20 protein-coding genes are annotated in these 16,754 nt (G+C 53.7%); 6 read left to right on the forward strand and 14 right to left on the reverse strand.

Annotated features, from left to right (window positions below):
- The first annotated feature begins 445 nt into the window (after nucleotides 1–445).
- On the forward strand, nucleotides 446–1,306 hold the full coding sequence (locus ABLU86_RS08170) for a mechanosensitive ion channel domain-containing protein (RefSeq protein ID WP_032712573.1): 861 nt from the start codon (nucleotides 446–448) through the stop codon (nucleotides 1,304–1,306).
- A 149-nt stretch (nucleotides 1,307–1,455) separates the two neighbouring features.
- Nucleotides 1,456–1,866, forward strand: a complete 411-nt coding sequence (locus ABLU86_RS08175) for a hypothetical protein (RefSeq protein ID WP_045359734.1) — start codon at nucleotides 1,456–1,458, stop codon at nucleotides 1,864–1,866.
- 31 nt (nucleotides 1,867–1,897) lie between these two features.
- Here ABLU86_RS08175 and ABLU86_RS08180 read toward each other — a convergent pair whose 3' ends face one another.
- Together ABLU86_RS08180 and ABLU86_RS08185 are read right to left on the reverse strand one after the other, a co-directional pair.
- Nucleotides 1,898–2,059, reverse strand: coding sequence for a hypothetical protein (locus ABLU86_RS08180; RefSeq protein ID WP_015703574.1), 162 nt, complete (start codon nucleotides 2,057–2,059; stop codon nucleotides 1,898–1,900).
- Between the two features lie 23 nt (nucleotides 2,060–2,082).
- Nucleotides 2,083–2,784 (reverse strand): pirin family protein, encoded by a 702-nt coding sequence (locus ABLU86_RS08185; protein WP_015703573.1) that lies wholly within the window; start codon nucleotides 2,782–2,784, stop codon nucleotides 2,083–2,085.
- 104 nt (nucleotides 2,785–2,888) lie between these two features.
- Between ABLU86_RS08185 and ABLU86_RS08190 the strand changes: the two genes are divergently transcribed.
- Nucleotides 2,889–3,785, forward strand: a complete 897-nt coding sequence (locus tag ABLU86_RS08190) for a LysR family transcriptional regulator (protein ID WP_015369566.1) — start codon at nucleotides 2,889–2,891, stop codon at nucleotides 3,783–3,785.
- 38 nt (nucleotides 3,786–3,823) lie between these two features.
- Here the strand turns inward: ABLU86_RS08190 and ABLU86_RS08195 are convergent, their stop codons facing one another.
- The 3 genes from ABLU86_RS08195 to ABLU86_RS08205 all read right to left on the reverse strand — a co-directional run bounded on the left by ABLU86_RS08195 (nucleotide 3,824) and on the right by ABLU86_RS08205 (nucleotide 5,771).
- Nucleotides 3,824–4,192 carry a DUF805 domain-containing protein gene (locus ABLU86_RS08195; protein ID WP_015369567.1) on the reverse strand — a complete coding sequence of 123 codons (369 nt, stop codon included), beginning with the start codon at nucleotides 4,190–4,192 and terminating at the stop codon, nucleotides 3,824–3,826.
- Nucleotides 4,193–4,317: 125 nt separating this feature from the next.
- Nucleotides 4,318–5,304, reverse strand: coding sequence for a glutathione S-transferase family protein (locus ABLU86_RS08200; protein WP_015369568.1), 987 nt, complete (start codon nucleotides 5,302–5,304; stop codon nucleotides 4,318–4,320).
- A 74-nt stretch (nucleotides 5,305–5,378) separates the two neighbouring features.
- Nucleotides 5,379–5,771, reverse strand: coding sequence for a DoxX family protein (locus ABLU86_RS08205; RefSeq protein ID WP_015703571.1), 393 nt, complete (start codon nucleotides 5,769–5,771; stop codon nucleotides 5,379–5,381).
- Nucleotides 5,772–6,095: 324 nt separating this feature from the next.
- Here ABLU86_RS08205 and ABLU86_RS08210 point away from each other — a divergent pair, with 324 nt between their 5' ends.
- The gene (locus ABLU86_RS08210) at nucleotides 6,096–6,293 is read left to right on the forward strand and encodes a transposase (RefSeq protein ID WP_015369570.1); all 198 of its coding nucleotides are present in this window, start codon (nucleotides 6,096–6,098) and stop codon (nucleotides 6,291–6,293) included.
- 8 nt (nucleotides 6,294–6,301) lie between these two features.
- Here ABLU86_RS08210 and ABLU86_RS08215 read toward each other — a convergent pair whose 3' ends face one another.
- The 8 genes from ABLU86_RS08215 to exuT all read right to left on the reverse strand — a co-directional run bounded on the left by ABLU86_RS08215 (nucleotide 6,302) and on the right by exuT (nucleotide 11,424).
- A complete protein-coding gene (locus ABLU86_RS08215) occupies nucleotides 6,302–6,598 on the reverse strand; it encodes a YqjK-like family protein (protein ID WP_015703570.1) in 297 nt (98 codons plus the stop codon).
- Nucleotides 6,595–6,993, reverse strand: coding sequence for a phage holin family protein (locus ABLU86_RS08220; protein WP_032712570.1), 399 nt, complete (start codon nucleotides 6,991–6,993; stop codon nucleotides 6,595–6,597). The genes ABLU86_RS08215 and ABLU86_RS08220 overlap by 4 nt, the downstream gene beginning before the upstream one ends.
- Nucleotides 6,994–6,995: 2 nt before the next feature.
- Nucleotides 6,996–7,301, reverse strand: a complete 306-nt coding sequence (locus ABLU86_RS08225) for a YqjD family protein (protein ID WP_015369573.1) — start codon at nucleotides 7,299–7,301, stop codon at nucleotides 6,996–6,998.
- Between the two features lie 25 nt (nucleotides 7,302–7,326).
- Complete coding sequence (locus tag ABLU86_RS08230) at nucleotides 7,327–7,695, reverse strand: DUF1090 domain-containing protein (protein WP_015369574.1); 369 nt, start codon at nucleotides 7,693–7,695, stop codon at nucleotides 7,327–7,329.
- 148 nt (nucleotides 7,696–7,843) lie between these two features.
- A complete protein-coding gene (gene mzrA, locus ABLU86_RS08235) occupies nucleotides 7,844–8,221 on the reverse strand; it encodes an EnvZ/OmpR regulon moderator MzrA (RefSeq protein ID WP_161798763.1) in 378 nt (125 codons plus the stop codon).
- A gap of 8 nt (nucleotides 8,222–8,229) precedes the next feature.
- On the reverse strand, nucleotides 8,230–8,892 hold the full coding sequence (gene yqjA / locus ABLU86_RS08240) for a DedA family general envelope maintenance protein YqjA (protein WP_015369576.1): 663 nt from the start codon (nucleotides 8,890–8,892) through the stop codon (nucleotides 8,230–8,232).
- 327 nt (nucleotides 8,893–9,219) lie between these two features.
- The gene (gene exuR, locus ABLU86_RS08245; protein ID WP_015369577.1) at nucleotides 9,220–9,996 is read right to left on the reverse strand and encodes a transcriptional regulator ExuR; all 777 of its coding nucleotides are present in this window, start codon (nucleotides 9,994–9,996) and stop codon (nucleotides 9,220–9,222) included.
- Nucleotides 9,997–10,122: 126 nt separating this feature from the next.
- Nucleotides 10,123–11,424: a hexuronate transporter ExuT gene (exuT, locus tag ABLU86_RS08250; protein ID WP_042897896.1), complete on the reverse strand. Its 1,302-nt coding sequence runs from the start codon at nucleotides 11,422–11,424 to the stop codon at nucleotides 10,123–10,125.
- 467 nt (nucleotides 11,425–11,891) lie between these two features.
- Between exuT and uxaC the strand changes: the two genes are divergently transcribed.
- Both uxaC and ABLU86_RS08260 read left to right on the forward strand, forming a co-directional pair.
- Nucleotides 11,892–13,304 carry a glucuronate isomerase gene (gene uxaC / locus ABLU86_RS08255; protein ID WP_045359741.1) on the forward strand — a complete coding sequence of 471 codons (1,413 nt, stop codon included), beginning with the start codon at nucleotides 11,892–11,894 and terminating at the stop codon, nucleotides 13,302–13,304.
- Nucleotides 13,305–13,322: 18 nt separating this feature from the next.
- Nucleotides 13,323–14,810, forward strand: coding sequence for an altronate dehydratase family protein (locus ABLU86_RS08260; protein ID WP_047053680.1), 1,488 nt, complete (start codon nucleotides 13,323–13,325; stop codon nucleotides 14,808–14,810).
- A gap of 529 nt (nucleotides 14,811–15,339) precedes the next feature.
- On the opposite strand, the gene sstT is transcribed toward ABLU86_RS08260, so the two are convergent.
- Nucleotides 15,340–16,587: a serine/threonine transporter SstT gene (sstT, locus tag ABLU86_RS08265; RefSeq protein ID WP_015369581.1), complete on the reverse strand. Its 1,248-nt coding sequence runs from the start codon at nucleotides 16,585–16,587 to the stop codon at nucleotides 15,340–15,342.
- Between the last annotated feature and the right edge of the window lie 167 nt (nucleotides 16,588–16,754).

A 16,754-nucleotide genomic window follows, 5' to 3' on the forward strand; every position in this document is an offset into this window, starting at 1 on the left:
GGTTTTTGCTATCTGGAGGTTGGAACAAAAATGAATGACTGTCCACGACGCTATATCAGAAAGAAAGCGGCTTATCGGTCAGTTTCACCTCTTTAATGTAAAAACCCCGCTCCGGCGGGGTTTTTGCTATCTGGAGGTTGGAACAAAAATGAATGACTGTCCACGACGCTATACCAGAAAGAAAGCGGCTTATCGGTCAGTTTCACCTCTTTAATGTAAAAACCCCGCTCCGGCGGGGTTTTTGCTATCCGGAGGGTGGAACAAAGATGAATGACTGTCCACTTTTAAACAGCTTTCTGGCTGCATTGCAGGCCGCGCTCGTTGATACTGTCACGCTTTGAAAATGTATCTTCTATCCATTAATCTCAATCCCTCATTTGCAGCGGTCATCATTCAGCTTAATGGATAGCAGGTTTTACGTGTTATCCAGACAGGGGCGGTGGACGTGAAAAATGTAGTGTTATTCCCTCAACTCAAAACGGCAATAGCATGGCTGGTTGGTCATGGCGAGACGATTATGCAGTTTGCCTGGAATATCGTGGCGGCGCTGATTATTCTTTTTATCGGGAGAATGCTTGCAAAAGTCCTCGCCAAAACCTTCGAGAAAATTCTGCTGCGACGCAACGTAGATGCGACAATCGTCCACTTCTTCGCCGCGCTGGTGCGCTATATCACCATGGCTTTTGCGATTATCGCCGCGTTAGGCCGGGTAGGGATTGAAACTTCTTCCATCATCGCGGTTATTGGTGCGGCGGGTCTGGCCATTGGCCTGGCGCTGCAGGGCTCGCTGTCAAATTTTGCCGCTGGCGTACTGCTGGTGACTCTGCGTCCATTCAGGGCGGGTAATTTCGTGCAGGTTGGTTCGGTTTCAGGGATGGTGCAATCGGTACATGTTTTTTCTACGACGCTGCTTACTGTAGATAATAAAGAAGTCATTATCCCGAACGGTAAAATTATTGCCGATAGCATCGTTAACTACTCCCGCCATCCCTATCGCCGCATCGATCTTACGCTCGGCGTAGCGTGTCATAGCCAAATATCGCACGTTAAACAGGTTATCCAGACGCTCATCGATAATGAAAAGCGCATCGATCATTCTCGCGGTACCACCGTTCGCCTGATTGAGCTGGCGCCCGGTTCGCTTAACTTTACCATTCGCGTATGGGTGAAAAATGCTGAGTATTGGGATACCTATTTCGATTTTCTGGAGAATATCAAAAATACGCTTGATGAAAATAATATCTTGCTGGCCGCGCCACGCATGGATATTAATTTAACATCAGCGGATTTAGCACGTGTTCAATAAGTAAGAAGAATTTTATATTTTATGCAATTCATTTGGTGAATATATTATCTGAATATTTACACTGGTGAACATGATTTTTTACACATCGTCATTATTGTTCAGGGAATAATAGGTCGTCTTATCACTACGTACTTATTCAGGATAACAAGATGAACAAACTTTCTCGGATGGTATTAATGATGGCTGTAGCCGCAGGGTTCTCCATGGCGGCACAGGCCGCTGAGGTTACCGCCGCGCCGGCGCCGGCTCAGGATCCTATCGTTCAGCATTTAAAATTGAGCCAGGATCAGGTCGCAAAAATTAAGAGCCTGCATCAGGAAATGGAAAAGAACGTCCAGCAGATTTCACAGAAAGATATTAAAGATGGCGTGCTATTTGACGTGATCGATTCTGGTAAGTGGAATGAAAAAGCGGTTAAAGATCAGCTGGCGGCCTTTAGCAAGGTTGAGCAACAGGTGCGCTATTATCGCGTGAAGTACTATTTCGGCGTAAATCAGGTACTGACACCGGAACAGCGTACTCAGGTGAAAAAAGATCTCTCTCAGGCATTGAGCGAGTAATAAAGTCGGCCCCGCTATGGGGCCGATTTCTTCAGGCGGCGTTATCTTCATCCTGCAACCGCGTTTGCGCATCTTCCACGATGGCTTCCAGTTCACTCAGCATCTCTTCATAGCCAAAGCCGATTGGGCTCATGGTTTCCACAGCGACTGGCTGGTCTAACGATTTTGCCTTTTTGCTTTTTTTCTTGCTCACTCACAAACTCCCGGGCTTCCTTGTTACACCGGTAAATCTATCAGCAAAGCGCGCAGCGGCGTATCGGCGACGAGGGTAATGTTAGCTTCGTCACGAATAAACGCGCCATCGCCGCAGGTTAATGCCTGTTTCTCTTCCTTTTTTGCCACGGCATGTACCGTCCCGTGAATCGACTGCAGATAGGCGCGCGGGCCGTGCAGTTGAACGTTGATCTCTTCGCCCTTCGCCAGCTGCAGATGATGGATCCACACCTGCTGACGCAGCTGTAAACTGTCGCCGCTGCCGTCCGGTGAGGCTAATAGCTGAATCGGCGAATCGCCAACCGTCATTTTCTGTACCAGCGGGTTTTCGCGCTCCGGACAGGCGTCGAGCCACAGCTGCATGCGCGTCAACGACTGCTCTTTACTGAGATTATGCTCGCTGTAGCTGACCCCCGGTTGGGTGGAGAGCAGCAGGGCTTCGCCAGCTTTTGCCTGTATGTGGTTGCCGTCGCTATCGCGGTATTCCGCTTCACCTTCCAGAATCAGATTCAGGATATCGACCTTTGGGTAGGTGCGCGGCTGAAATGACGCGCCCGGCGCCAGCACTTCTTGATTGAGTACGCGCAATGAGGCGTAACCCAGCAATTTAGGGTCGAAGTAGTGGCCAAAGGAAAAGGTGTAGCGGGCCTGCAGCCAGCCGAAGTCTGCTTGACCGCATTGTTTGGCTGTTCGGGTTGTAATCATTTTCTTGACCTCTCTTTACACTAAATCAATGGTAAAGGTATGGACGCTGTATTGTTAGCCAGATATTCTGCCCGGTATGTTCAAAATTCCTGAATGAGAGCGAAATGGCGAAAGAGAGAGCATTAACGCTGGAAGCGTTACGCGTAATGGATGCAATAGACCGACGCGGGAGCTTTGCCGCTGCGGCTGACGAGCTGGGGCGCGTGCCTTCAGCCCTAAGCTACACCATGCAAAAACTGGAAGAAGAACTGGATGTGGTGCTGTTTGACCGTTCCGGCCATCGCACAAAATTTACGAACGTTGGCCGCATGCTGCTGGAACGCGGCCGCGTGCTGCTGGAAGCGGCGGACAAGCTGACCACCGATGCCGAAGCGCTGTCGCGCGGTTGGGAAACCCATCTCACTATTGTTACCGAAGCGTTGGTTCCTACCACCGATCTGTTTCCGCTGATTGAGAAACTGGCGACTAAATCCAATACCCAGCTGTCGATTATTACCGAAGTGCTGGCCGGTGCCTGGGAACGGCTGGAGCAGGGGCGTGCTGATATTGTCGTCGCGCCGGATATGCATTTTCGTTCATCGTCAGAAATTAACTCGCGTAAGCTCTATTCGGTTTTAAGTGTTTATGTTGCCGCGCCGGATCACCCGATTCATCAGGAGCCAGAACCGCTTTCTGAGGTGACGCGGGTGAAATATCGCGGCGTCGCGGTGGCGGATACCGCGCGCGAGCGTCCGGTTCTGACGGTGCAGCTGCTGGATAAGCAGCCGCGTTTAACCGTCAGCACTATTGAAGATAAACGCCAGGCGCTGCTGGCGGGGCTTGGCGTGGCGACCATGCCGTATCCGTTGGTTGAGAAGGATATTGCCGAAGGGCGCTTGCGGGTCGTAAGCCCTGAATATACCAATGAAATCGATATCATTATGGCCTGGCGCCGCGACAGCATGGGCGAAGCCAAATCCTGGTGTCTGCGGGAGATCCCGAAACTGTTTACCGGCAGATAACGGGAAGATGCGCTCCTCCGCCGCGAGGAGCGCGTAAATCAGTAGGAGTAGGGTTTTGGATTTGGCCCAAAGCGATTGTTGCCGGGCGTGCCGTTCTGACAATTGAAAATCAAAATCACCAGCCAGCCGATGACCGGGATCAGCAGCAGCAGTAGCCACCACGCCGAGCGGTCGGTGTCATGCAGGCGACGAAACTGCACCGCCCACCAGGGTAAAAAAACCAGCACGCCGTAAATGGTCGTCAGGATGCCTTCACCCCCAGCACGTTGCCAGCCGAGCATCTTATCAATGATGCTTAGCACTGCGGTGAGAATGATGTTGACCAGAATAAACATCCAGTACTCTTTGCGCCGGGCACGGCCGCCAAAGCCAATATAGTTTCGTAATACTTTTAGATACCAGTCCATTTTCTCACGCCTTAGTTAACCATTAATCACTTGTTTTCAAAGCGATCAAAATAATCATAGGCGTGAATATCAAACTGGTAAATATCCGTTATCCGAATAAAAGGCGCCCTTCGGCGCCTTATCGATCAGCGGGAAAAACGATCCCGCCCGTGTGGTTCGTTGAGATCCTGCTGCGGGCCCACGGAGATGATCCCCGTCGGGTTGATGGTTTTGTGGCTGCGATAATAGTGATTGCGGATATGCGGGAAATTCACCGTTTCCGCAATCCCCGGCATCTGGTAGATATCGCGCAGGAAACCGTACAGGTTGAGATAGTCGCTGATACGGCGCTTATCGCATTTAAAGTGGGTAACATACACCGGGTCGAAACGAACCAGCGTTGTCCACAGGCGGATATCCGCTTCCGTTAACTGGTTCCCGGTCAGGTAGCGGTGCTGACCGAGGATCTGCTCAAGGCGTTCGAGCGAGGTAAACAGCGCGTCTACGGCTTCGTCATAGGCCTGCTGGCTGGTGGCGAAACCGGCTTTATACACCCCGTTGTTAACGTTGTCGTAGATCCAGCTATTCAGATCATCGATCTTTTCTCGCAACGCCGGCGGATAATAGTCGCCCGCGCGCGCCCCCAGGCCATCAAACGCGGTATTGAACATGCGGATAATTTCAGCCGACTCATTGCTGACGATGGTCTGTTGTTTTTTATCCCACAGCACCGGAACGGTCACCCGGCCGGTGTAATGCGGATCGGCCTGCAGATAAAGCTGATAGAGGAACTGATGATGATAGAGCTGGTCGCCGGTCGCATCCGGGAAATCGTCGGCGAAGGTCCAGCCGTTTTCCAGCATCAGCGGATGAACAACCGAGACGGATATAAAGGGCTCTAATCCTTTCAACTTGCGCAGAATCAGGGTGCGATGGGCCCACGGACAGGCCAGTGAAACGTACAGATGATAGCGGTCTTTCTCTGCGGCGAAGCCACCTTCGCCCGCAGGGCCTGGCGCGCCATCGGCGGTGAGCCAGTTGCGGAAGGCTGAAACGGAACGCTTGAACCGTCCTCCGGTGGATTTGGTGTCATACCAGGTATCTTGCCAGACGCCGTCGACTAATTGTCCCATTACTTCCTCCTTCAGATAGCAAAAGCGAGGAGATAGCCCCTCGCTTTTTTAGATTTTTACTCAGTATAGTGTGCTTACCACTTTTTATTCAGCACGCGGTCGATGCTGAATGCGCCCGGACCCGTCACGGCCAGCAGCAGATAACCACCAGCGATGGTCAGGTTTTTCATGAACATCAGCGAGTTCACGCCTTCAGCAAAGTTGCTGTGGAACAGGAACGCGGTCAGCAGGGTAAAGCCTGCGGTGAACAGCGCGGTAGTGCGAGTCAGGAAACCGAACAGAATTGCCAGACCGCCGCCAAACTCAAGCAGAATAGTCAGCGGCAGCAGCGCTCCCGGAACACCCATTGCTTCCATATACTGCTGCGTACCTGCATATCCGGTGATTTTTCCCCAACCAGCGGTAATGAACAGAATCGGCATCAGAATACGCGCTACCAGTACACCAACATCTTCTAATTTTTTCATTTCTTACTCCAGAAAACCCAAAGGGCGGCGATTTCGTTTTTTAGAGCAATCCTGCGTGGTTACGCGGGCTTGCTGTCGATGGAGAGGATATTAGCGAGCTTGAGAGGGGATTGTTAGCAAGGAAAACTGTAGTTCTTTTTCAAAGTTTCTGAGCAATTGGTGCGATCGGTGAAAATATTTTCCGAGGCGCCTCGCAGCGTGCGTGGCTATTGATTGTTTTATCACCAGAGGCATCTTATCCTTGCCCGTTCCGGCCAGTTGACTAGCCCTGGCAGATTTTTTCGTCAACTGGCGCAGGGAATGCCTGAACATAAGGAGCAACTGATGACATTAGCAGAATGGTTTGAAGAGCGTGGGCGCACAAAGGGAAGAAAACAGGGGCGTGAAGAAGGTAGAGAAGAAGGAGAACGTCAGGCGACGCGTAAAATAGCTCTTGCGATGCTTCGTAACGGCGTTGATAGCGCGCTGGTCAGTAAAACCACCGGTTTAAGCGAACAAGAGCTCAGCGCGCTGGCGCACTGAGCGAGCAATTAACGCGATGCGGACTGGCGCAGAATCCCTTTGACCATCCGCCAGGTGCTCCAGATGCCGAGGCCGCGTTTGCCCCAGCGGATTAAAAAGCGCGGATGGCGTACTGACCAGATAGCCATTACCCCGCTGCCGACCATCGCCCATGAACGCAGGTGTTTCAGCGTTTGCCAGCCGCGATCGATAGGCGAGGTGGCTTCCAGCCAGTGACGATGGCTGGCGGCCAAATCCAGCCGCTGTTGCTGGATTTGGCGCAGCAGCAGCGCTTTTCGCTGGTCGCGTTCCTGTTGGCCGCTCATCGACGTTCGTCCTCAAGCAGCGCGCGATCGTTCGCCAGCTCGTCGCGGGTATGACGTAAAAACGTGGAGCGGCGAGCTTTCCTGAGGGTCCAAATTCCCCCTATCAATGAGGCGAGCAACAGGACGCTGGTGGTCGCGATCATCACATGCAGGCGGTACTGCGGATCGACGGCCCAGATGATCAGCACCAGCAGGCTCATCAGCCCAAAAGCGGCGAATAGCAGCGTTAGCCCGAGCATCAGCAACAGCTGGAAGAGGTTCGCTTTCTCCTCTTCCAGCTCCACGACGACCAGGCGCAAACGCGTTTCCACCATTTCGACCAGCAGCGTAATGATCCGCTGGCCGATGCCGAATACGCTCTGTCCCGGGCCCTGCGTGTGTTGAGAGTTTGCCATAATTAACGGCGCGACAGCAGTACGCCGACCACCAGCCCGACAGCTGCGCCAATACCCACGCCGGTCCACGGATTCTCGCGAACGTACTCATCGGCGCGAGCAGCGGTTTCACGCGTCTGCTTAACGATGGCATCGCTGGTGTCGCTGAGACGCACACGGCTGTCTTTCAGCACGCTTTCCGCTTTGCTACGCAGTTTGCCGAGTTCTTCTTTTGATTTATCGGTTGAGGAGTTCAGAACTTCTTCCAGCGTATCAGCCAGATTTTTCAGCTCAGCGCGTAGATCTTCTGCAACGTTATCTTTAGCCATCTTGTTCTCCTGTAGCGTTTACCAATTAATAATCGCGTGACTCAAGCGCTTTCAGTTCCTGCTGCGCTTCATCCAGTTTGCGTTCCCGTTTGCTAATTTTGTCTGCATCGCCTTTCTGCTTCGCCTCGCTCAGATCGCGCTGACGTTCGGCAACTTCGGCCTTCTGTTTAGCGATTTTCCGCTGATGATCGGCCCTGACTTTACTGTCGCTGCAGTTAGCGCGAACTTCCTGCAGCGCTCTGTTCAGGCCGTCAATGCGATGCTGATTATGGTGTTTTTCGGCATAGCTGATCTCCCGTTGGATACTCTGTTCTTTTTCCTGACAAGGAGAGGCTGCGAAGGCGCTGGCGCTAAGTGAGGTCAGTGCCAGTAATAGTGCGATGCGGTATTTCATGGATTCTACCTTCCATTGTGTGAGGGGATATCGGTGATATACCCAATCCAGTCAACAATACGAGCCAGGCGGTTCCCGCAGTCTTAATAATAGACACGAAAGCGGGACATCACCAAACCGTACGAAAAGATTCGGAATTTTTGACGCGTTATCCAAAACGGCGCGGAGCATCGCGCAGGCGGGATAACCAGGCGGTGGCAGAATTTTCTTCATCCACCAGAGCAATAATATAACCGTGAGGCAGAGCTCGGCCCAATACTTCTTTTGCCGCGGCGCCTTGGGCGTTGGAGTCGAATTTGATCAGCAGGCCGTCTTTTTGCGGGGTGATGCTCTTAAAACGGATGCCGTTGGCGTCAAGATGATGCCAGACGGAAAAACCGTCCGGCATAGCGACGCCCTGGCTGACGGGACGGATGGCCAGAGTGGACTCATGCTGACTGACGGTCAGCCACAGCCAGACGCTGGCGCAAAGCAGCAGTGAGCCGCCCAGCATCCACCGCAGCTGGCGCCAGGAAGGACGTTTGATGACCATGCTCAGCTCCGACTGCTGTGTTTTTTCTTCCACAGTACAACCAGGGAGCCGATCAGACCGAAGACCAGCAGCGCAACCGGCAGCAGCATCAGGCACGACATCAGCTGATCTTCATACTTCAGGAATACCGGTGTTTTACCCAGCAGATAGCCGAGAGAGGTAAGAATCAACACCCACAGCAGACCGCTCATCCAGTTAAAGAACTGGAAACGCGCGTTATTCAGACCGGAGATACCGGCAATCGTTGGCAGTAGGGTACGTACGAAGGCGATAAAGCGGCCAATTAGCAGCGCTGATAACCCGTGCTTGTGGAACAGGTGATGGGCTCGCTGGTGATAATGCGACGGTAAATGCGATAGCCAGTTTTGCACGATCCGCGTATTGCCCAGCCAGCGTCCCTGGATGTAGCTCACCCAGCAGCCGAGGCTGGCCGCCGCCGTCAAAAGCAGTAGCGTTTCCGGGAAGCCCATCGCCCCTTTGGCGATCAAAACACCGACCAGCACCAGCAGGCTATCACCCGGTAAAAACGCCGCCGGCAGTAAACCGTTCTCAAGGAACAAAATCATAAATAAGACAAAATAGAGCATGCCAATCATGGAGGGATTAGCGAGCGTTTCGTAATCCTGGGCCCATAAGGCATTCAGTAATTGGGTTAGTAGTTCCATTCACGATTCCTGGTACATCGGTTAACGGTACGTCTTATACATAGCGACTAGATTATTTTTTAGAGTATGGCCGCTGTTGAGACGTTCTGATCGGATCCTTGATTAAACAGTAAGTAAACACTTACATGCAGAACGACAAAATGCATCTAATTGTAACAAACTAGCTGACTTTCCGTCAGAGAAATTGCAGTTTGTTGCTGATTGATTTTGCGGGTTGCGGGGACGAGTAGCGAGAGGATTTACACAGGCTGACACTATATATGCTTTGCTTACCCTGTCGGGTTTGCGGGCAGAAAAAGGGGTTCTGCCCGTGGAGGGGATAATACGTTATTTTGCCCCGTTCGCTGCGGTATCGAGATGAACCACCGGATTTTCGGCAAACAGGTAGCGATCGGCATTGAATTCAAAGTCATCGCTGGTTTCGTTAAACAGCATCAGCTTGGTATTTTCCAGATGCTGCCACATCGCCAGCTTCGCCGCGTGAGGGTCTTTACGAATTAACGCCTTGAGGATTTGGTCATGATCGTCGCACCAGTTGTCGACGGTGCGCAGGTCGATGTGGTCGTGCAGTTTTTTCCAGTACGGGTTGTGTACCCGCTGGGTCCACATTTTTTCAACGATGGCGGCAAGGGCGGTGTTCTGGGTAGCCAGCGCGACCTGGACATGGAACTGCAGGTCCCATTCGGAATCACGGAAGCACTTCTCGTTGCGGGCTTTCTCCTGAATTTCCATTAGCTTCATGATGTCCTGTTTGGTCACCTGAGTTGCGGCGAATTCAGCGATATTGCTCTCAATCAACTGACGGGCCTGGAGTAATTCAAACGGACCATAGTTGGCGAACTCCAGCGATTCATCCACCACCTGTTGGTATTTCGGGTGGTTGGAAATAACGTGGATGCCGGAGCCTTTGCGGACTTCAACATAGCCTTCGACTTCCAGCATGATGATGGCTTCGCGAACCACGGTGCGGCTGACGCTTTTTTCATCGGCGATGAAGCGCTCTGCGGGCAGCTTATCCCCTACAAGGTAGACGCCTTGTTCGATACGCGTCTTTAGCTCAGCGGCAAGCTGCTGATAGAGACGGCGCGGTTCACTGATTTCCATATTCGCTCCCGAAAGATGGCGACAATATTCGATTTGTTATACCACTTTTACGCGCTTTCCACCACTGGAAGGCATAAAAAAAGCCGCCTTAAAGGCGGCTTAGTCGGTGCAAAATCATCTCGCAGTCTAGCTTTGCGTCACCGGTTTACTGGTATTGAGCGGCGTCGAGTCATCGTCGGCCGGTTTGTTTTTCAGTACCGTCCAGATAACCAGCGCGCCCAGCAGGTCGAAGACCGCCAGCACCGCGAACAGCGGGCTGAAGCCGATGGTATCCGCCAGCGCGCCGACGACCAGCGCGAACATGGTGCTGGCCAGCCATGCCGCCATCCCGGTCAGACCGTTGGCGGTCGCCACTTCGTTACGACCAAATACGTCGGAAGAGAGGGTGATCAGCGCGCCGGACAAGGCCTGGTGAGCAAAACCGCCGACGCACAGCAGCGCAATCGCCACATACGGGCTGGTGAACAGGCCAATCATGCCAGGACCAATCATCAGCAGGGCGCCCATCGTCACGACCATTTTACGTGAGACGATAAGATTCACGCCAAACCAACGCTGGAACAGCGGTGGCAGGTAGCCGCCGACGATGCAGCCGAGGTCGGCGAACAGCATTGGCATCCAGGCGAACATAGCAATCTCTTTCAGGTTAAAGCCGTAAACCTTAAACATGAACAGCGGGATCCAGGCGTTGAAGGTACCCCAGGCCGGTTCTGCGAGGAAGCGCGGCAGCGCAATACCCCAGAACTGACGGTTACGCAGGATCTGCCACGGCGACATTTTCTTCGCGTTGTTAGTCTGATGCTGAGATTCCTGGCCGCCGATGATGTAGTCACGTTCTTCATCGGTGAGTTTTTTCTGATCGCGCGGGTGTTTGTAGAAAATCAGCCAGGCCATTGCCCAGGCGAAGCTCAGTACCCCGGAAATAATAAATGCCATCTGCCAGCTATGCATGACAATCGCCCATACCACCAGCGGCGGAGCTATCATCGCGCCGATAGAAGAGCCGACGTTGAAATAGCCGACGGCGATGGAACGCTCTTTCGCCGGGAACCATTCGGAGCTGGCTTTCAGACCGGCAGGGATCATCGCTGCTTCCGCTGCGCCGACCGCGCCGCGGGCCAGCGCCAGGCCGCCCCAGCTGCCTGCCAGCGCCGTTGAACCGCAGAATACCGCCCAGGCGATAGCAAAGAAGGCGTAGCCAATTTTGGTGCCAAGCACATCGAGCACATAGCCGGCAACCGGCTGCATAACGGTATATGCAGCGGAGTAGGCGGCGATGATATAAGAATATTGTTGGGTTGATATGTGCAACTCTTCCATCAGCGTCGGCGCAGCCGCCGCTACGGTGTTACGAGTCAGGTAACCCAGCACGGTGCCCAGCGTCACCAGTGCGATCATATACCAACGTAACCCTTTAATTTTACGCATGTAAAACCTCATCGTTGTTGTCTCTCCGCAGCGTCTGCGGCCATCTTTCGTCCCGCCAGGGGAGTAAGAGGGGGAAACGGAGGGTTCAGGACGTGAACTGAACCTTGCCATCAGTGGTTAAAGTGAAACCGGCATCCCTACCGTTTAAGCCGATGTTATTCACACCGGTAATGCATTCCGTCGGTTTATATGTTGCGACGGCAGAAAGATAACTTGTCATACAACTTTAAAAGTTGAGTACTGTCACAAAAGTGGGAAAGTTTGTAGGGACATTAATCGCGTCAATTAAAGCCAGTACTGGCGCGGCTTGCAGCGATGTTTACTCCTTTGGTGGTGCTTTTTTTGTCGACGTTTATTGATCTAACTCACGAAAAATACTTCGGCCTGTAGAAATTGGTGTGATAACTTTGTCAGCATTAGAGTCAATCATCTGATGGGCTCCTTGATGGGGCGAAGAGGACACGACAATGACACCGTTTATGACCGAAGATTTTCTGCTTGATACCGAGTTTGCCCGCCGCCTGTACCACGATTACGCCAAAGATCAGCCGATTTTCGACTACCACTGCCACCTTCCGCCGCAACAGGTTGCCGAAAATTATCGTTTTAAGAACCTGTATGACATCTGGCTGAAAGGCGACCATTACAAATGGCGCGCGATGCGTACCAACGGCGTGGCGGAGCGCCTGTGTACCGGTGATGCCTCCGATCGCGAGAAATTTGACGCCTGGGCGGCAACCGTTCCTCATACCATCGGTAACCCGCTTTACCACTGGACGCATTTAGAGCTGCGCCGTCCTTTTGGTATTACAGGTAAGTTGTTGTCGCCAGCCACGGCGGATGAAATCTGGGACCAGTGTAATGAGTTGCTGGCTCAGGAGTCGTTCTCCGCCCGTGGAATCATGAAGCAGATGAATGTGAAGATGGTGGGGACGACCGACGATCCGATTGATTCACTGGAGCATCATGCAGCGGTCGCCAAAGATAGTACTTTTGATATCAAGGTATTGCCGAGCTGGCGTCCGGATAAAGCGTTCAACATCGAGCAGGCCACTTTTAACGATTACATGAGCAAGCTTGGCGAAGTCTCCGATACCGAGATTCGCCGTTTTGCCGATCTGCAAAGCGCGCTGACTAAGCGTCTGGATCACTTTGCCGCTCACGGCTGTAAAGTTTCCGACCACGCGCTGGACGTGGTGCTGTTCGCTGAAGCGAGCGATAACGAACTGGATAGCATCCTGGCGCGCCGTCTGGCAGGCGAAACGCTCAGCGAGCATGAAGTCGCGCAGTTCAAAACGGCGGTACTGGTGTTCCTCGGTGCGGAATACGCGCGCCGCGGCTGGGTACAGCAGTACCACATCGGCGCGCTGCGTAATAACAACCTGCGTCAGTTCAAACTGTTAGGGCCGGATGTTGGCTTCGACTCCATCAATGACCGTCCGATGGCCGAAGAGTTATCGAAGCTGCTGAGCAAGCAGAACGAAGAAAACCTGCTGCCGAAAACTATTCTGTACTGCCTGAACCCACGCGATAACGAAGTGCTGGGCACTATGATCGGTAACTTCCAGGGCGAAGGCATGCCGGGCAAGATGCAGTTCGGTTCCGGCTGGTGGTTCAACGATCAGAAAGACGGCATGGAACGTCAGATGACCCAACTGGCGCAGCTTGGCCTGCTGAGCCGCTTTGTCGGCATGCTGACCGACAGCCGCAGCTTCCTCTCCTACACCCGCCACGAATACTTCCGCCGTATTCTGTGCCAGATGATCGGCCGCTGGGTGGCTGCTGGCGAAGCGCCTGCGGATATCGCGCTGCTGGGCGAGATGGTGAAAAACATCTGCTTTAACAATGCGCGTGATTACTTCGCCATTGAATTGAACTAAGGCCAGAGGTCGGTTGATATGCAATACATCAAAATCCATTCGCAGGATAACGTCGCGGTGGCGCTGGCGGATATGACGTCAGGCAGCGTGGTGACGATTGATAACGATACCGTCACCCTTAGCCAGGATGTTGTCCGCGGTCATAAGTTCGCGCTGCGGGCCATTGCGAAAGGTGAAAACGTCATTAAGTACGGGTTGCCGATTGGTCATGCGCTGGCGGATATCGCGCCGGGCGAGCATGTTCACGCGCACAATACGCGTACCAATCTGAGCGATCTTGACGCGTATCGCTATCAACCAGACCTGGTTGAACAACCGGCGCAGCCTGCGGATCGCGACGTCGAGATTTATCGTCGCGCCAGCGGTGAAGTCGGCGTGCGTAACGAATTATGGATCCTGCCGACCGTGGGCTGTGTTAACGGCATCGCCCGGCAGATCCAGAATCGTTTCCTGAAAGAGACCAACGACGCGGAAGGCACCGACGGCGTCTTCCTTTTCAGCCACACCTACGGCTGCTCGCAGTTGGGAGATGACCATATCAACACCCGTACCATGCTGCAAAACATGGTCCGCCACCCGAATGCCGGGGCGGTGTTGGTGATTGGCCTTGGCTGCGAGAACAACCAGGTTGATGCCTTCCGTGAAACGCTGGGGGATTTTGACCCGGAACGCGTGCACTTCATGATTTGCCAACATCAGGAAGATGAAGTGGAAGCGGGAATTGAGCATCTTCATCAGCTCTATGAAGTGATGCGCCATGATAAACGCGAAGCGGGTAAACTGAGCGAACTGAAGTTTGGCCTTGAGTGTGGCGGCTCGGACGGCTTGTCCGGCATTACCGCTAACCCAATGCTGGGGCGTTTTTCTGACTACCTGATTGCGAACGGCGGCACTACGGTGTTGACCGAAGTGCCGGAAATGTTCGGCGCTGAGCAACTACTGATGAGCCACTGTCGCGACGAAGAGACCTTCGGCAAACTGGTCACCATGGTCAATGATTTTAAACAGTATTTTATCGCCCACGACCAGCCTATCTACGAGAACCCGTCGCCGGGTAACAAAGCGGGCGGTATCACGACGCTGGAAGATAAGTCGCTTGGCTGCACGCAGAAAGCGGGTTCCAGCCAGGTGGTTGACGTTCTGCGCTACGGTGAACGTTTGAAAGTCCACGGGTTGAATCTGTTGAGCGCGCCGGGTAACGACGCGGTGGCGACCAGCGCGCTGGCGGGCGCCGGCTGCCATATGGTGCTGTTCAGTACCGGCCGCGGCACCCCTTATGGCGGTTTCGTTCCGACGGTAAAAATCGCTACCAACAGCGAGCTGGCGGCGAAGAAAAAGCACTGGATTGATTTCGATGCCGGGCAGTTAATTCACGGGAAAGCGATGCCGCAGGTGCTGGAGGAGTTTGTCGATCTGATCGTCGATATCGCCAACGGCAAGAAGACCTGCAACGAACGCAATGATTTCCGCGAACTGGCAATCTTTAAAAGCGGCGTCACGCTGTAACGACGGTGACTACCGCGGTGTTTGCAAAGTCGGATAAGCGTAGCGCCATCCGACAATATTAAACTCTCTCCGGTCGTACATTACGCTTACCGGGGCTACCAACGGAATAGGTCCGTAGATACTGTTATCGATTTGCAACTGTTTTGGTCCGGGAAAAACAGTTGTTTTTTATTATTTCAGAGCAGATTGCGCTCCCGATATTTCTTCTGCGTTATGTCCCTCATGGCGCAGGGAGCGCACAAAGGGCGGCCAGTCGCCGCCGCCCTCTGTACTCCCGGGCTCTGGCCGCCAAAATCGCCACTTCGTGGTACCTTCGACTTATCCCGGAAGGCTTCGGGTCGGGCCGAGGCAGCGTCCGTGCAAGTCACGGCCCTCAGCCCGCATCCATGCGGGCTGCCCCGGCCTTCCGGGAACGTCTCAGCGATTTTGAGGCCACCAACACTGGCAGTTTCAGCCAGCATGGTGAATAAATTAAAGGCAGGCCGCACGGACCGTAGGTCGGATAAGCGTAGCGCCATCCGACAATACGCTAACTACGCAGGGCGTTCTTCGCCAGCTGTTCGTCTTCGGCCATACAGGCCGCGGCGGTAAACAGCGCATCGGTCGATGAGTTGAGCGCCGTTTCGCAGGAATCCTGCAGCACGCCGATAATAAAGCCGACGGCGACGACCTGCATGGCGACATCGTTCGGAATACCGAACATGTTACAGGCCAGCGGGATCAACAGCAGCGAACCGCCTGCCACCCCGGAAGCGCCGCAGGCGCACAGCGAGGCCACTACGCTCAGCAGCAGCGCCGTCGGTAGATCCACCGGAATATTCAACGTATGTACCGCCGCCAGCGTCAGCACGGTGATAGTAATCGCCGCGCCCGCCATATTGATGGTCGCCCCCAGCGGAATAGATACCGAATAGGTATCGCGATCCAGATTCAGCTTCTCGCACAGCGCCATATTCACCGGAATGTTGGCGGCGGAGCTGCGGGTAAAGAAGGCGTAGACGCCGCTTTCACGCAGGCAGGTCAGCACCAGCGGATACGGGTTACGGCGGATTTTCCAGAATACCAGCAGCGGGTTAATCACCAGCGCCACCAGTAGCATGCAGCCGACCAGCACCAGCAGCAACTGGGCGTAGCCCCACAGGGTATCGAAACCGGTCGTCGCCAGCGTTGAGGAGACCAGGCCAAAAATACCCAGCGGCGCAAAGCGGATCACCAGCTTGACGATAAAGGTCACCGCGTGCGAAACGTCGTTAATCAGGTTTTTAGTGCTGTCGTTACCGTGGCGCAGCGCGAAGCCCAGCCCCACCGCCCACACCAGAATACCGATATAGTTGGCGTTCAGCAGCGCGTCGATAGGATTAGCCACCATGCTCATCAGCAGCCCGCGTAGCACCTCTACAATTCCCGACGGCGGGGTGATGCTGTCCGCCGCGCTGGTCAGATGCAGGGTGGAAGGGAAAACAAAGCTAAACAGCACCGCGGTGAGCGCCGCGCTGAAGGTACCCAGCAGATAGAGAAACAGAATCGGGCGGATACTGGTTTTTTGTCCGTGCTGATGGTTTGCGATCGACGCCATCACCAGCATTAATACCAGCACCGGCGCGACGGCTTTCAGCGCGCCGACGAACAGCGTTCCCAGCAGCCCGACCGCGATAGCGGCCGGTTTCGAGACCAGCGCCAGTACCACGCCAAGTACCAGTCCCAACAGGATTTGTTTCACCAGACTGCCCTGCGCCAGGCGCTGCAGCAGCCCCGACGGGCGGGTTTGTGTTGTCATAAATCATTCCTTCCAGTGATGTAGCAGTCCATCCCGGCGACGTATTATTTGTTACGTTTATGTCCGGATGTAAATGAATGTTTGCATGGTCGAGTATACGGAAAGAACGCGAGGTAGGAAGCGTATTCTACTGTTTCTTGCACGACGATCTTATTTTTTAACTATAT

The sequence above is a fragment of the Klebsiella sp. JN_Kp121 genome (assembly GCF_040062145.1).
GTDB lineage: Bacteria > Pseudomonadota > Gammaproteobacteria > Enterobacterales > Enterobacteriaceae > Klebsiella > Klebsiella aerogenes.

What these genes read in the sequence shown, in the direction of transcription:
- ABLU86_RS08175 (WP_045359734.1), top strand. Translation starts at nt 1,456, where the DNA reads ATGAACAAACTTTCTCGGATGGTATTAATGATGGCTGTAGCCGCAGGG.
- ABLU86_RS08185 (WP_015703573.1), bottom strand. Translation starts at nt 2,784, where the DNA reads ATGATTACAACCCGAACAGCCAAACAATGCGGTCAAGCAGACTTCGGC.
- ABLU86_RS08190 (WP_015369566.1), top strand. Translation starts at nt 2,889, where the DNA reads ATGGCGAAAGAGAGAGCATTAACGCTGGAAGCGTTACGCGTAATGGAT.
- ABLU86_RS08195 (WP_015369567.1), bottom strand. Translation starts at nt 4,192, where the DNA reads ATGGACTGGTATCTAAAAGTATTACGAAACTATATTGGCTTTGGCGGC.
- ABLU86_RS08200 (WP_015369568.1), bottom strand. Translation starts at nt 5,304, where the DNA reads ATGGGACAATTAGTCGACGGCGTCTGGCAAGATACCTGGTATGACACC.
- ABLU86_RS08205 (WP_015703571.1), bottom strand. Translation starts at nt 5,771, where the DNA reads ATGAAAAAATTAGAAGATGTTGGTGTACTGGTAGCGCGTATTCTGATG.
- ABLU86_RS08210 (WP_015369570.1), top strand. Translation starts at nt 6,096, where the DNA reads ATGACATTAGCAGAATGGTTTGAAGAGCGTGGGCGCACAAAGGGAAGA.
- ABLU86_RS08215 (WP_015703570.1), bottom strand. Translation starts at nt 6,598, where the DNA reads ATGAGCGGCCAACAGGAACGCGACCAGCGAAAAGCGCTGCTGCTGCGC.
- ABLU86_RS08220 (WP_032712570.1), bottom strand. Translation starts at nt 6,993, where the DNA reads ATGGCAAACTCTCAACACACGCAGGGCCCGGGACAGAGCGTATTCGGC.
- ABLU86_RS08225 (WP_015369573.1), bottom strand. Translation starts at nt 7,301, where the DNA reads ATGGCTAAAGATAACGTTGCAGAAGATCTACGCGCTGAGCTGAAAAAT.
- ABLU86_RS08230 (WP_015369574.1), bottom strand. Translation starts at nt 7,695, where the DNA reads ATGAAATACCGCATCGCACTATTACTGGCACTGACCTCACTTAGCGCC.
- yqjA (WP_015369576.1), bottom strand. Translation starts at nt 8,892, where the DNA reads ATGGAACTACTAACCCAATTACTGAATGCCTTATGGGCCCAGGATTAC.
- exuR (WP_015369577.1), bottom strand. Translation starts at nt 9,996, where the DNA reads ATGGAAATCAGTGAACCGCGCCGTCTCTATCAGCAGCTTGCCGCTGAG.
- exuT (WP_042897896.1), bottom strand. Translation starts at nt 11,424, where the DNA reads ATGCGTAAAATTAAAGGGTTACGTTGGTATATGATCGCACTGGTGACG.
- uxaC (WP_045359741.1), top strand. Translation starts at nt 11,892, where the DNA reads ATGACACCGTTTATGACCGAAGATTTTCTGCTTGATACCGAGTTTGCC.
- ABLU86_RS08260 (WP_047053680.1), top strand. Translation starts at nt 13,323, where the DNA reads ATGCAATACATCAAAATCCATTCGCAGGATAACGTCGCGGTGGCGCTG.
- sstT (WP_015369581.1), bottom strand. Translation starts at nt 16,587, where the DNA reads ATGACAACACAAACCCGCCCGTCGGGGCTGCTGCAGCGCCTGGCGCAG.